General features: G+C 73.2%; 14 protein-coding genes. 6 read left to right on the top strand and 8 right to left on the bottom strand.

The genetic code is table 11. The features are described 5' to 3' along the window. Positions 1-39 precede the first annotated feature (39 nt). Complete coding sequence (locus ABZZ38_RS18805; RefSeq protein ID WP_356741006.1) at positions 40-573, bottom strand: hypothetical protein; 534 nt, start codon at positions 571-573, stop codon at positions 40-42. 229 nt (positions 574-802) lie between these two features. Here ABZZ38_RS18805 and fmt point away from each other — a divergent pair, with 229 nt between their 5' ends. The 6 genes from fmt (at position 803) to ABZZ38_RS18835 (ending at position 7,795) form a co-directional block, all read left to right on the top strand. Next, positions 803-1,741, top strand: coding sequence for a methionyl-tRNA formyltransferase (gene fmt / locus ABZZ38_RS18810; protein WP_356741009.1), 939 nt, complete (start codon positions 803-805; stop codon positions 1,739-1,741). A gap of 91 nt (positions 1,742-1,832) precedes the next feature. Further along, entirely contained in the window at positions 1,833-3,254 is a 1,422-nt protein-coding gene (locus tag ABZZ38_RS18815) for a transcription antitermination factor NusB (RefSeq protein WP_356741012.1), read from the top strand. 101 nt (positions 3,255-3,355) lie between these two features. Then, positions 3,356-4,039 carry a ribulose-phosphate 3-epimerase gene (rpe, locus tag ABZZ38_RS18820; RefSeq protein WP_356741014.1) on the top strand — a complete coding sequence of 228 codons (684 nt, stop codon included), beginning with the start codon at positions 3,356-3,358 and terminating at the stop codon, positions 4,037-4,039. A 115-nt stretch (positions 4,040-4,154) separates the two neighbouring features. Then, positions 4,155-5,201, top strand: coding sequence for a sugar-binding domain-containing protein (locus ABZZ38_RS18825; protein ID WP_356741016.1), 1,047 nt, complete (start codon positions 4,155-4,157; stop codon positions 5,199-5,201). A gap of 156 nt (positions 5,202-5,357) precedes the next feature. After that, on the top strand, positions 5,358-6,800 hold the full coding sequence (locus tag ABZZ38_RS18830; protein WP_356741018.1) for a GuaB1 family IMP dehydrogenase-related protein: 1,443 nt from the start codon (positions 5,358-5,360) through the stop codon (positions 6,798-6,800). A 152-nt stretch (positions 6,801-6,952) separates the two neighbouring features. Continuing rightward, on the top strand, positions 6,953-7,795 hold the full coding sequence (locus ABZZ38_RS18835; RefSeq protein WP_356741020.1) for an RNA polymerase sigma factor SigF: 843 nt from the start codon (positions 6,953-6,955) through the stop codon (positions 7,793-7,795). Positions 7,796-7,892: 97 nt separating this feature from the next. Here the strand turns inward: ABZZ38_RS18835 and ABZZ38_RS18840 are convergent, their stop codons facing one another. From ABZZ38_RS18840 to ABZZ38_RS18870, 7 genes are all read right to left on the bottom strand, one after another. After that, entirely contained in the window at positions 7,893-8,273 is a 381-nt protein-coding gene (locus ABZZ38_RS18840; protein ID WP_356741023.1) for an ATP-binding protein, read from the bottom strand. A 122-nt stretch (positions 8,274-8,395) separates the two neighbouring features. Continuing rightward, positions 8,396-9,625 carry a PP2C family protein-serine/threonine phosphatase gene (locus ABZZ38_RS18845; protein WP_356741025.1) on the bottom strand — a complete coding sequence of 410 codons (1,230 nt, stop codon included), beginning with the start codon at positions 9,623-9,625 and terminating at the stop codon, positions 8,396-8,398. Further along, positions 9,622-10,623, bottom strand: coding sequence for a SpoIIE family protein phosphatase (locus ABZZ38_RS18850; RefSeq protein WP_356741027.1), 1,002 nt, complete (start codon positions 10,621-10,623; stop codon positions 9,622-9,624). The genes ABZZ38_RS18845 and ABZZ38_RS18850 overlap by 4 nt, the downstream gene beginning before the upstream one ends. After that, a complete protein-coding gene (locus ABZZ38_RS18855) occupies positions 10,623-10,982 on the bottom strand; it encodes an anti-sigma regulatory factor (RefSeq protein ID WP_356741171.1) in 360 nt (119 codons plus the stop codon). Before ABZZ38_RS18855 ends, ABZZ38_RS18850 begins: the two co-directional genes overlap by 1 nt. Positions 10,983-11,187: 205 nt before the next feature. Then, a complete protein-coding gene (locus ABZZ38_RS18860; RefSeq protein WP_356741029.1) occupies positions 11,188-11,598 on the bottom strand; it encodes an STAS domain-containing protein in 411 nt (136 codons plus the stop codon). Continuing rightward, positions 11,595-12,479, bottom strand: coding sequence for an STAS domain-containing protein (locus ABZZ38_RS18865; RefSeq protein ID WP_356741031.1), 885 nt, complete (start codon positions 12,477-12,479; stop codon positions 11,595-11,597). The genes ABZZ38_RS18860 and ABZZ38_RS18865 overlap by 4 nt, the downstream gene beginning before the upstream one ends. Positions 12,480-12,703: 224 nt before the next feature. Further along, a complete protein-coding gene (locus ABZZ38_RS18870; protein WP_356741033.1) occupies positions 12,704-13,732 on the bottom strand; it encodes a GDSL-type esterase/lipase family protein in 1,029 nt (342 codons plus the stop codon). Between the last annotated feature and the right edge of the window lie 172 nt (positions 13,733-13,904).

The raw sequence follows: 13,904 nt of genomic DNA on the forward strand, positions 1-13,904 counted from the left end.
GCCCCACCCCCCTGGGGGGTGGGGCGGCCGGGGGTGGGGTCAGCCGTTGCGCGGGCCGGGGAAGGCGCTCGGGCGGACCTCCTCGCGGAGCGACTGGGAGCCGGACGTCGGCTGCGGCGGCATCGAGCGCGCCGCCGGGACCGACGGGACGGCCGGCGGGACGACCGGCATCGTGCGGGTCGTCCCGGGCTCCGCGGGGCGTTCGGCGTCCGCCGCGGCGGCCTGCTGGCGCCGCGAGCCGTACCGGCGGTGGACCGCCTGCTTGGTGACGCCGAGCGCCGAGCCCACCGCGTCCCACGAGAAGCCCAGTGACCGGTCGAAGTCGACCGCGGCGGTCACCAGCGTCTCGACGCTGTCCCGCAGCTCCTGGGCGAGCCTGACGGTGGGGGCCGGGGCCCTGCCGTAGACGACGAAGCCCGCGGACGGGCCCGATCGCCGCGGGCGGTACACATTGCCCAGCTGGGCCGTGAGCGTGCGCAGTGCGTCCACCTGCCGCCGGACCCGCTCGATGTCCCGCACCAGCAGGTGCAGGCTGGCCCGGGCTTGGGCGTCGTGGGTTGCGTGGTCGGCCATTTACAAGCCTCTCGAACCGGCGTTGGAAAGGGGTGGGCCGCACCGGGGGGCGGCCCGTTTCGGTCAATCTCTGCTTGACCAACGCTCCACCGGTGGTCGGGGTCACGCTGCGGGGGCGTATCCGCATATGCCGAGGGCGCGAAGACACACGTACGCCCCCTGTCGCCCCGGCCCCTAAACTGGTGCGTCGCCCGCCACCGCCCCGAGACAGACAGGCAGTCAGCCACCGATGAAGCTCGTCTTCGCAGGCACCCCCGAGGTCGCCGTACCCGCCCTGGACGCCCTGATCGCCTCGGACCGGCACGAGGTGGCCGCCGTCGTCACCCGCCCCGACGCTCCGGCCGGGCGAGGCCGCCGACTGGTCGCCAGCCCCGTCGCGCAGCGCGCGGAGGAGGCGGGCATCGAGGTCCTCAAGCCGGCCAGGCCCCGCGAGGAGGCGTTCCTCGCGCGGCTGCGGGAGATCGGGCCCGACTGCTGCCCCGTCGTCGCCTACGGCGCCCTGCTGCCCAAGGTGGCGCTCGACATCCCGGCCCACGGCTGGGTCAACCTGCACTTCTCGCTGCTGCCCGCGTGGCGCGGCGCCGCGCCCGTGCAGCACGCGGTCATGGCCGGGGACGAGGTCACCGGCGCGTCCACCTTCCTTATCGAGGAAGGCCTCGACTCGGGCCCGGTGTACGGCGTGATCACCGAGGACGTGCGACCCACCGACACCAGCGGCGACGTGCTCACCCGGCTCGCCTTCGCCGGCGCCGGGCTGCTCGCCGCGACCATGGACGGCATCGAGGACGGCACCCTTCAGGCCGTACCGCAGCCGGCCGACGGCGTCACCCTGGCCCCCAAGATCACCGTGGAGGACGCGCGCGTCGACTGGACCGCTCCGGCGCTCCGCGTCGACCGCGTCGTACGCGGCTGCACCCCCGCGCCGGGTGCCTGGACGGTCTTCCGGGGGGAGCGGCTCAAGGTCATCCAGGCGGCCCCGGTGCCCGACCGCGCGGACCTGGCCCCCGGTGAGCTGTCGGCCACGAAGAACAACGTGTACGTCGGGACCGGCTCCCACGCCGTCGAGCTGCTGTGGGTCCAGCCGCAGGGCAAGAAGCCGATGCGCGGCGCCGACTGGGCGCGGGGCGTCCGGATCGCCCCGGGGGAGAAGGCAGGGGTCGGCGCGTAGCGCCGTCGTGCAAGGGTGGTGGTGGGAGACGGGTGGGCGGGGCGGACGTAGGCTGAAAGGGTTCGAGCCTCACCGAAACGCGGAGCACCTTTTGAGCGAGCAGTCCCGTCGCCGTCCCTCCAAGCCGTACCGCCGCCCCAAGAAGGATCCGGTGCGGATCCTGGCGTTCGAGGCGCTGCGCGCCGTCGACGAGCGGGACGCGTACGCCAACCTCGTCCTGCCGCCGCTGCTGAAGAAGGCGCGTGAGAAGGACGGGTTCGACGGGCGGGACGCGGCGCTCGCCACCGAGCTGGTGTACGGGACGCTGCGCCGCCAGGGGACGTACGACGCGATCATCGCGGCGTGCATCGACCGGCCGCTGCGCGAGGTCGACCCGCCCGTGCTGGACGTGCTCGCGCTGGGCGCGCACCAGTTGCTGGGCACCCGCATCCCCACGCACGCGGCGGTGTCGGCGAGTGTGGAGCTGGCGCGGGTGGTGCTGGGCGACGGGCGGGCGAAGTTCGTCAACGCCGTGCTGCGGAAGATCGCTCAGGACGACCTGGACAGCTGGCTGGAGCGGGTGGCCCCGCCGTACGAAGAGGACGCGGAGGACCATCTCGCCGTCGTCCACTCGCACCCCCGCTGGGTCGTCTCGGCGCTGTGGGACGCGCTGGGCGGCGGGCGGGCCGGGATCGAGGACCTCCTGGAGGCCGACAACGAACGGCCCGAGGTCACGCTGGTGGCCCGCCCCGGGCGGTCCACCACGGCCGAACTGCTCGATGTGCTGGGTGAGGAGGCCGGGCTGCCCGGGCGCTGGTCGCCGTACGCCGTGCGGCTGGCCGAGGGCGGCGAGCCGGGCGCGATCGACGCGGTACGCGACGGGCGCGCCGGTGTCCAGGACGAGGGCAGCCAGCTCGTGGCCATCGCCCTGGCGAACGCCCCGCTGGACGGCCCCGACGCCCGCTGGCTCGACGGCTGCGCGGGCCCCGGCGGCAAGGCGGCCCTGCTGGGCGCGCTCGCCGCCGGGCGCGGGGCCGCCCTGCTCGCCTCCGAGAAGCAGCCGCACCGGGCGCGCCTGGTGGAGCGGGCGCTGGCCGGGAATCCCGGCCCGTACCAGGTCATCGCGGCCGACGGCACCCGCCCGCCGTGGCGCCCCGGCTCCTTCGACCGTGTCCTCGTGGACGTGCCGTGCTCGGGCCTGGGCGCCCTGCGCCGCCGTCCCGAGGCCCGCTGGCGGCGCCGACCGGAGGACCTGGAGGGCTTCGCCCCCCTGCAACGAGCCCTGCTCACCGAGGCGTTGAAGGCGGTACGGGTCGGCGGCGTGGTCGGGTACGCGACCTGCTCGCCGCACCTCGCGGAGACGCGGGTGGTCGTGGACGACGTACTGAAGAGGGAGGGCGGCGCCGAGCTGATCGACGCGCGGCCCTGCATGCCCGGCGTCCCGGCCCTGGGCGACGGCCCCGACGTCCAGCTGTGGCCGCATGTCCACGGTACGGACGCGATGTACCTGGCGCTGCTGCGCCGTACCGCGTAAGGACACCGATACGCCGGGAATGTGCCAAGTGCGCCGAGCCGAGAAGGACCCGGCCGGGCATCGGGTAAAAGAAACCCCATGAGACATGGCAGGCTTGGCACATGGCCCAGATCAACCCCAGCATCCTGTCCGCCGACTTCGCCCGTCTCGCCGAGGAGGCGAAGGCCGTGGAAGGCGCCGACTGGCTCCATGTCGATGTCATGGACAACCACTTCGTGCCCAACCTCACCCTGGGCGTGCCGGTCGTCGAGTCGCTGCGCCGGGCGACGGACACCCCGCTGGACTGCCATCTGATGATCGAGGACCCCGACCGCTGGGCCCCGCAGTACGTGGAGGCCGGGGCCGGGTCCGTCACCTTCCACGTCGAGGCGGCCGCCGCGCCGGTGCGGCTGGCGCGGGAGATCCGCGCCAAGGGCGCACGGGCCTCGATGGCGCTGAAGCCCGCCACGCCCATCGAGCCGTACGAGGACCTGCTCCCCGAGCTCGACATGCTGCTGATCATGACCGTGGAGCCGGGCTTCGGCGGCCAGGCGTTCCTCGACATCATGCTGCCGAAGATCCGCCGCACCCGGGAGCTGATCTCCAAGCACGGCCTGGAGCTGTGGCTCCAGGTAGACGGCGGCGTCTCGGACTCCACCATCGAGCGGTGCGCGGAGGCCGGCGCCGACGTCTTCGTGGCCGGTTCCGCGGTGTACGGCGCGGAGGACCCCGCCGCCGCGGTGCGATCGCTGCGCGACAAGGCGGAGCGGGTCACCGCGTCGGCCGGCTGGGCCTGCGCCCACTGAGCCCCGTGGCCTCGGCCCGTGGGCGGGGAACACGGGCCGAGGCCACGGGTAGATGAACGCAAATCGACAAGCCTGATCAAGGAACACCGGATCTGCGAGGATGGCGATCCGGAGTGTGAACAGCAGTGAGGAGATCGCGGTGTCTGCAATGTCGGCGGGACGACCAGCCCTGCGGATGGGACCCGCGGAGCTCGTGCAGGCGGCGGCCATGGCCCGTCGCTTCTACCTCGAGGGCAAATCCAAGATCCAGATCGCGGAGGAGTTCGGCGTCAGCCGCTTCAAGGTGGCCCGGGTCCTGGAGACCGCCCTGGAGCGCGATCTCGTACGGATCGAGATCCGCGTGCCCGCCGAGCTCGACGCGGAGCGCTCCGACGCGCTCCGCGCCCGCTACGGACTGCGCCACGCGGTCGTCGTCGAGTCCCCGCCCGAGGGCGAGGACTCCTCGCCCGACCCGGAGAACCTCGGCGAGGTCGCGGCCGACCTGCTCGGCGAACTGGTGGCCGAGGGCGACGTCCTCGGCCTGGCCTGGGGCCGGTCCACCATCCACATGGCGGCCGCCCTCGACCGGCTGCCGCCCTGCACGGTCGTCCAGCTCACCGGCGTGTACGACGCCGGCACCGCCGAACGCGGCTCGGTCGAGGCGGTGCGCCGCGCCGCCCAGGTCTCCGGCGGCGAGGCCCATCCCATCTACGCGCCGATGCTGCTGCCCGACCCGGCCACCGCCGCCGCGCTGCGCAGCCAGACCGGTATCGCCCGCGCCTTCGAGTACTTCGACAAGGTCACCGTCGCCGCGGTGTCCATCGGCTCGTGGGAGCCCGGCATCTCCACCGTCCACGACATGCTCACCGACGAGGAGCGCGCCCACTACGCCTCGCTCGGCGTCGCGGCCGAGATGTCCGCCCACCTCTTCGACTCCGCCGGCCGTCGCGTCGGCCGGGACCTCGGCGAGCGGTGCATCACCGTCGAGGCCGACCGGCTGCGCCGTATCCCCGAGGTCGTCGCGATCGCGGGCGGGCAGCGCAAGGCCGCCGCCATCGGCGCCGTACTCCGCTCCGGGCTGGTCACCAGCCTGGTCACGGACACGGCCGCCGCCGACCATCTGCTGACGGAGTTCACCCCCGGGCCGCGGCCCGCCCTGGACCGCGCCGACCCGGACGAATAGGACGCGATTCGGAGAAACGCACCAGGGCGCCCCGCGCGGCCTGGAGCTTTCGCCCGGGGTCCGTACGGCCGGTGCCATGGGACAATGAAGTACGTGCGTTTTCCCCCCGGCTGAAATGCCCGGGGGCCAACTCCGAACGACTGGGATGTTCAGCACGTGCGTTTCCTCAATGACCTGAAGCCGCCGTACGACCTCACGTACGACGACGTATTCATGGTGCCTAGCCGCTCGGCCGTGGGCTCTCGCCAGGGCGTGGACCTCGCATCGCCCGACGGCACCGGGACCACCATCCCGCTGGTCGTCGCCAACATGACCGCGATCGCCGGCCGCCGGATGGCCGAGACGGTCGCCCGCCGGGGCGGTCTCGTCGTCATCCCGCAGGACATTCCGATCGAGGTCGTCACCGACGTCGTCTCCTGGGTCAAGAGCCGCCACCACGTGCTCGACACCCCGATCGTGCTCGACCCGCACCAGACCGTCGCCGACGCCCTGTCGCTGCTCACCAAGCGGGCGCACAACGCCGGCGTCGTCGTCGACGCCGACCAGCGGCCCATCGGTGTCGTCACCGACACGGACCTGAACGGTGTGGACCGCTTCACCCAGCTGTCCGAGGTCATGTCCACGGACCTGCTGCTCCTCGACGCCGACATGGACCCGCGCGAGGCCTTCAACACCCTGGACCACCACAACCGCCGCTACGCCCCCGCCGTGGACGGCGACGGCCGCCTCGCCGGCATCCTGACCCGCAAGGGCGCCCTGCGCGCGACGCTCTACACGCCGGCCGTCGACGCCAACGGCAAACTGCGCATCGCCGCCGCCGTCGGCATCAACGGCGACGTGGCGGGCAAGGCCAAGCAGCTGCTCGACGCGGGCGTCGACACGCTCGTCATCGACACGGCGCACGGCCACCAGGAGTCGATGATCAGCGCGATCCGGACCGTGCGCGGCCTGGACCCGCAGGTCCCGATCGTCGCGGGCAACATCGTCGCCGCCGAGGGCGTGCGCGACCTCATCGAGGCCGGCGCCGACATCATCAAGGTCGGTGTGGGCCCCGGCGCCATGTGCACCACCCGGATGATGACCGGCGTGGGCCGGCCGCAGTTCTCCGCCGTGCTGGAGTGTGCCGCCGAGGCGAAGAAGTACGGCAAGCACGTCTGGGCCGACGGCGGTGTCCGTCACCCGCGCGACGTCGCCATGGCGCTCGCCGCAGGCGCGTCCAACGTCATGATCGGCTCCTGGTTCGCCGGCACGTACGAGTCCCCGGGCGACCTCCAGCAGGACGCGAACGGGCGCCTGTACAAGGAGTCGTTCGGCATGGCCTCCGCGCGGGCCGTCCGCAACCGCACCAGCGAGGAGTCCGCGTACGACCGGGCCCGCAAGGCGCTCTTCGAGGAGGGCATCTCCCACTCGCGGATGTTCCTGGACCCGGCCCGCCCGGGCGTCGAGGACCTGATCGACTCGATCATCGCCGGCGTCCGCTCGTCCTGCACGTACGCCGGTGCCAGCTCCCTGGAGGAGTTCGCCGAGAAGGCCATCGTCGGCATCCAGAGCGCCGCCGGTTACGCCGAGGGCAAGCCGCTGCACGCCAGCTGGAGCTGACGGTACGGCCGGACGACATGGCCGGACATAGAGGAGCCGCCCCTTCCCGGGGGCGGCTTCTTCGTATCCCGGGCGTGTGAACCGGGAAAGACGGGGTACACGCGCCTCGCGGCCGAAGACCCGAAAAGTGAAAGGGGAGGGGCACCGTGTCCATGGCGACCACGATCTCGACCGGTACCGGCGTACAGGAGCACCTGCCGGAGGTACGGAACCCGGCCGAGGTGGCCCCGAAGGACGCGAAGGAACTGTCGAAGCGGTTCTTCGAACGGCTGGCCGTGCTGGAGGAGGGTACGGAGGAGTACCAGTACGTCCGTAACACCCTCATCGAGCTCAACCTCTCCCTGGTGAAGTACGCGGCGGCGCGCTTCCGCAGCCGCTCCGACCAGATGGAGGACATCGTCCAGGTCGGCACGATCGGCCTGATCAAGGCCATCGACCGCTTCGAACTGAGCCGCGAGGTCGAATTCACGACCTTCGCGATGCCCTGCGTCGTGGGCGAGATCAAGCGCTTCTTCCGGGACACCAGCTGGTCCGTGCACGTGCCGCGGCGGCTCCAGGAGCTCCGCATCGACCTGGCCCGCGCCACCGACGTCCTCTTCCAGGAGCTGGACCGCTCGCCGACCCCCGCCGAGCTCGCCGCCCACCTCGGCCTCTCGGAGGACGAGGTCATCGAGGGGCTCGTGGCGGCCAACGGCTACTCGGCCGGATCGCTCGACCTGCCGCTGGACGACGCGGGGGACGCCGCGTCGGAGACCCTCGTCGACCGGCTGGGCGAGCCCGACCGTGAGCTGGAGATCGTGGAGAACGTGCAGGCGCTCAAGCCCCTCATCGAGGAGTGCGACGAGCGGGACCGCGAGATCCTGCGCATGCGGTACGTGGAGGAGATGACGCAGGCCCAGATCGGCGCCGAGCTCGGCGTGTCCCAGATGCATGTGTCCCGGCTGCTCGCGCGGATCACCGCGCGGCTCCGCGAGGGGCTCCTGGCGGTGGAGTGAGCGGAAGGGCCCCGGACCGTGGTGCGCTGCCCGGGCCTGCGTCGTACGACGGCTGCCCGGCTCCTTCGGCGCACAACGGGTGCGCGGTCCCCGGGGGTCAGTCGAACCGGGCGGAGACCCGGGGGCGGCCCCACACCGCGCGGACCGTCTTGCCCTCCGCGTGGCGACGGACCTCCACCCGGCCCGCCAGGTTCTGCACCATCGGCCAGCCGAAGCCGCCGCCACCACTGAAGTCGGGTTCCCGGGTCCGGGGGAGACGCGGGCTCGAGTCGTCCAGCTCCACCCACAGCTCATCGCCCTCGGTACGCAGCCGCAGCCGCCACCAGCCGTCGGTGTGGCGGAGCGCGTTCGCCGTCAGCTCCGTCACGACGAGCTGCACGGCCGCCGTATCGGCCCAGGGACAGTGCTCGGTCAGGAAACCGGCGGTCACAGCGCGGACCGAGGCGCTGTCGCCGGGCGGCGACTCGATGACATACACGGGCGGCTCCTCCGTCTCTTCGGCTCGCTTACCCCGCCCCCGTGGGTTAACCACGCATTCGACCGGCGTACGCCTGCTGTCGCGCCGCTTACCCGCCGTGCCGCCGCCGACCGGTCCGGGCTTCAGTCGGCGACGCGCCGGACGGTGAGGGCGACCGTGTCGTCGGGGTGCAGGATGACCGTGTGCATGTCCTCCGCGATGGCGGCCGGGATCTCCTCTATCGGCCGGTGCCGGTGGCGGCGCGCGGCCCGTGCCAGCCGCTGCTCGCCCTCCCGGGGGTCGCGGCGGCTCTCGGTGAGCCCGTCGGTGTAGAGCACCAGCAGGTCGCCGGGGGCCAGGCGGTCCCGTAGCAGCCGCTCGCTTCCCGGCAGGGGGAAGCCGATGCCCCGGCCGCGTGCCTCCAGCAGCCGGGTGTCCCCGTCGGCCCGGACGAGCAGGGCGGGCGGGTGGCTGCCGTTCGCCACCACCAGATCCCCGCTCCCCGGACCGAGCCTGACCAGCTGCACCGTGGCCATCAGCTCGTGGTCGAACGTGGCCAGCACCTCGTCCGTCCGGGCGATGATCGACTCGACGGGGTGCCCCTCCAGGGCCAGCGTCCGCACGGCGTGCGTGACGTTGAGCGCGCTGCGCGTACTCGTCAGCCCGTGCCCCAGTGCGTCGACCACCGTGATGTGCACCGTGCCGTCCGGCAGCACGAACCAGTCGTACAGATCACCGCCCGTCGGCGCGTGCTTCTCCGCCGGTTCGTAGTGCACGGCCAGCTCCAGGCCGGGCACCCGCACCGGCGGCGGGCGCAGGGCGTCCTCCAGCTGGCGCAGTATCCGCCCGTGCGCCTGGCGCAGTTGCTCGTCGCGCTCCTCCAGCTGTACGTAGAGGGCCAGCACGCCACTGTTCGTCTCCGCGAGCTCCTGTTTCAGCCGCTGGTGGTCCCCCGCCAGGGCGTCCATGCGGTCGACCGCAGCGCTCAGCTCCTCCTCCAGCAGCTCGACCAGCCCCGGCGGATCGTCACCGCGCGGTCCCACCGCGCCGGGCCCGCGCGGGGGCACGGGCACCCGCCACACGGCCGCCGGGCCCGGGTGCCGCTCCGCGGGCAGCGGAAGCCCCTCCAGGGGCGGCTGGTCCGGCGCGTACGGCAGATGGAGCCGTACGGTCAGGGCGGCGTCCTTCGACGGCGCCCTGACCGTCTCCAGGAACACGGGCCGGCCCGCCGCCAGTTCGGCGGCGGCGACCCTGGTCGCCGACAGCGCGAGCCGGTAGCGCGTCTCGACGGGCAGACCGGCCCGGTGCGCCAGGCGGCGAAGCGTACTGCGCAGACCCGCGAGGGAGTGGTGCGTGGTGGTCTGCCGATTCATGCGTCTCTCCGCGGCGGGCCGAGGGTCAGGACGGTCGCGTCGTCGCGGCTGCGCCGGTGCTCGTGGACCAGGGCGGCGGCGAGCAGCGGAGCGGGCAAGGCGGTGAGGAAGGCCGAGGGGGCGTCGGCCCAGCGGGTGTCGATGCCGTCGCTGTGCAGCAGGGAGATGATGCCGGGCTGGGCGGGGACGCGCTGCACCCGGGGCTCGGGCATGTTCCAGCCGACGACACCCGGCTGACCGCCGAAGCGCTGCCGCACGCCACCCGGCGCCACCAGCAGGCTGCGCACATTACCGACGGAGGTCGCCTCCATCGTGTCCCGCGTCCGGCGCAGCAGGGCCACCGCGGCGCCCCGGCTGTGGCGCAGCGCACGGTTCATCGCCCGCATCAGCTCCGGCAGGGGCTGCCCGGGGTCGCGGTGGAACGTCCGTACGGCGAGCTCCGCCGCCTCGGCGGCGGGGTCTCCGTGCCCCAGGCCGTCGACGACCATGGCCGTCTGGGCGCCCTCGGTGACGGCCACGCCCCACGAGTCCCCGCAGGACACCTCCCCGTCGGCGGGCACCCGTACCGCCCCGACGGCCGGTGCCCGGTCCGGCGAGGTGTCACCCGGTTCCCCGAGCCGGGCGCACACCAGGGTCCCGGTGCCCTCCTTCGTACGGATGGCGAACTGGTCGGCGATCCTGCGCACGGCTCCCAGGCCCGAGCCCAGGGAGCCGCCCGTGGTGTATCCGTCGGTCAGGCACTGTTCGGCGTCGGCCATGCCCGGGCCGCGGTCCACCGCCAGCACCTCCACGCCCCGGCGCAGCGGCAACGGCTGGACGTACAGCGAGCCGTGCAGGGCGTACCTGGCCACGTTGGAGGCGAGCTCGCTCGCCAGCACGGCGGCCCGGTCCGGCAGGGGGCCCGTGAGCCCCGCGGCGAGCGCCGTACGGCGCGCCGCCGATGCCGCGAGCTGGACGGCGCTGTAGTGGTCGACGCGGATGTGGGTGGTGAGGGACATCAGCGGTCGTTCCAGCGGATGACGATCACCGTGGTGCCCCGGCCGGGGGCGCTGTCCACGTGGAACTCGTGCATCAGCCGGCGGGCGCCGCCCAGCCCGTGACCGAGGCCGGAGCCCGTGGTGAAGCCGTCGGTGAGCGCCTTCTCCACGTCGGGGATGCCGGGGCCGTCGTCGCGCACGATCAGGCGCAGCCCGCGCCGGCCGGACATGGTGACGGGCTGGATCTCCAGGGAACCACCGCCTCCGTGCACGTAGGCGTTGCGGGCGAGTTCGCTGGCGGCGGTGACGATCCTCGTCTGGTCGACGAGGCCGAACCCGGCCGCGACCGTCGCGGCGCGCACGGCGTGGCGGGCCGTCAGGAGGTCCTCCTCGGAGGCGACGTCGTAGCGCGCGGCGCTCTCCGGGGACGTGGGGCCCCGTCCGACACCGCCCGCGAACCCGCGCGCGCCGTCGTGGGGGCTGTCGTCGTCCGCGGCGTCACCGGTCGCGCCCGCGCGCCGTCCTGTGCCGTCCGTGGCCACCGGGCCGCGCTGGGGAAGGAGCTCCACTCTCCGCGACAGCCGTTCACCGTGCAGAGTCACGCCGGACCTCCCCCGCCGGGTGGGGCATGCGGTGCCAGCCGAGGGCGACGAGCCCCTGCTCCGCGTTGAGCGCCGTCTCCACGCCGGTCAGCTGCAGCCCCAGCTCGACCAGGGTGATGGCCACCGCCGGGCGCATGCCGGCGACGATCACCCGCGCTCCGAGGAGCCGGGCCATGGTGGTCAGTTCCATCAGCGTGCGCGCCACGAACGAGTCGATGATCTCCAGGCGGGAGATGTCGATCAGCACCCCACGGGCGCCGTCGGCGGCGATCCGTTCGGTGAGCTCGTCGGTGAAGGCCAGCGCCGACTGGTCGTCCAGTTCGTTGAGCAGGCCGGTGATCAGGACGTCGCCGAGCCGGAGGATGGGAACGCCGGCGGCGCGGGTGGGCGTCATGCCGTCACCGGCCGAACCGTGCCCGCATCGAACGCGGGCTCGTCGGTGAGCTGGATCGCGGCGGCCAGCGCGTCCGCCAGCGTGGCCCGCGTCAGGATGGTCGACAAATCGATACCCAATTGTGCGATGGTCTGGGCGATGGGCGGCCGGATCCCGCTGATGACGCAGTCGGCTCCCATCAGGCGGACGGCGTTGACGGTGTGCATCAGGTGCTGCGCCACCGCGGTGTCCACGGCCGGTACGCCGGTGATGTCGATGATGGCGACCTGGGCCTCGTGGTCCTGGATCGCCTGCAACAGGCTCTCCATCACCACCTGCGTGCGCGCCGTGTCCAGCGTGCCGATCAGCGGCACGGCCAGCACATGCCGCCACAGCCGGACGACCGGTGTCGAGATCTCCAGGAGCTGGCGGCTCTGCCGCTGGATGATCTCCTCGCGCCCCTCCACGTACGTCTCGAACGACAGCACCCCGGCCGCGTCCAGCAGCCGGTTGATCAGGATCGCGGCGGAGAACAGCTCGTCCGACTCGCGGGTGGTGTGCTGGACGGCGGAGAGCAGCGCCTCCTTCAGGGACAGAACGGCCATCGACGTGGCGGTCGGTGACACGCCCGCCCGCGCCCGCCGCAGGGACAGCTCTATCACCGTCCGGCGCAGCTCGTTACGGGACGTGACCAGCCGTTCCACCGGCGTGTCGCCGGCCAGCCCCGCGGCCAGCGCGGAGATGAGCAGGTCGGCCTCTTCACGGACCTCCTGCTCGCTCATCTCGGAGCCCAGTACCGCCTGTTGGAGCTGAAGCCGGACCCAGCGGTCCGCGATCTCCTCCCCGCGCTCCCGCAGGGCCTCGCACAGGCGATCCCGCGCGCTCGATTCGCTCGTGTTCACAAGCACCTCTCGCAATCGGAAACGGGATGGGCGGCGTTTCCGGATCGAGGTGCCGGAAACGAGGTGGCTGCCCGGCCCGCTTCTCGTGTTCAACGGCCGTTGGATGGTAATGGCTTGTGGAACCCGAGAGAAACGCACCCGGAGAACACCGCCGACCGAAGGCGCCCCTACCCCGAGTCGAGCAGGTCATTCCGCCGAGTCCGTCCGACCCGGCCGGGGTGACATCACGCCGGTGCGTCGCCCCCGCGCCCCGGCTCCGCGACCGCCCCGGCGACGGCCTCGGCGACGGCTCCGGCGACCGCCGCCGCGATCCGGGCGTGCCCCGCGTCGTCGGGGTGCAGCCCGTCGACCAGGTGCTCGGGCCCCAGCAGCCCCCGGCCCGGCACCAGGGACAGCCGCGCGTCACCGGCGGCGATCAGGTCCCTGACGGCCTCCTCCATGGCCACCCGCAGCTCGGAGAGGGTCGCGCCGAGCGCGTTGGGCGTGTCCTCGGCGTCCGGCCGCAGCACCGGCGAGAGCAGCAGCAGCGGGGTGTCCGGGTGGCCGCGCCGTACGAGCGCGATGAACGCCCGCACCGTCTCGTAGAGCAGCGGCGCCGAGAACGGAATGCCCGACCAGCAGTTCGTGCCGAAGGCCAGTGTCAGCAGGTCGGCGGGGAGGACCGCCAGCTGTTCGGCCACCGGCAGCTCGCCCCGCGCCGAGCCCGCGTAGCCGAGGTTCACCGCGTCCACGCCCAGCGCCCGCCCTGCGACGGCGGGCCAGGCGTGCGCCGGGCGCGTGGACCACCAGCCCTCGGTGATCGAATCACCGTGCACGACCCAGCGCGGGCGCGGCGGCACGGGCTCGATGGCGCCGCCGAGGGGCCGCAGCCCGAGGATCACCGGGGCCTGGCCCTCGGGCGGGTGGATGGTGAACGGGCCGGTGGCGGACGGCAGCGACAGTGTGACGGTGGCCTCCTCGGCCGGCTCGGTGACCGTCTCGTGTACGCACCGGTTGCCCTGCCAGAGCGCGAAGCAGTGGGCGAGCTCACGCAGCGCGCCGGCCTCGTCCGGTACCGACGCGCGGTAGCGGACCTCGACGGCGCGCGTCCCGGGGGAGGCGGTGAACTCCACCCGTACGCCGATGGGCAGCGCGGCCCGCTCGGCGGTGTCCCACGGCAGGCGGGCCAGAGCGGCGGGATCGGCGCGTACCGGCCGACCGTGGTCGAACCATGCCGTACCGCGCAGGAAGGGTGCCGGGTCCTGCCAGCTCATACGGGTTCCTCCGATCGACGATGTGCGCCGGTGCCGGTGACCGGGGTCCGGTGCGGTGACCGGGCTCCGGTGCGCGCGGGACCGGCGATGTGACCGGTGTCGCGGCCGACGAGGCCCGCCGGCGCCCGGCGGCGATACGTGTCGGCGTTCTGCCTGCTCCCGGCCCCAATGT

The organism is Streptomyces sp. NPDC006368 (genome assembly GCF_040612535.1).
Classification (GTDB): Bacteria; Actinomycetota; Actinomycetes; order Streptomycetales; family Streptomycetaceae; genus Streptomyces.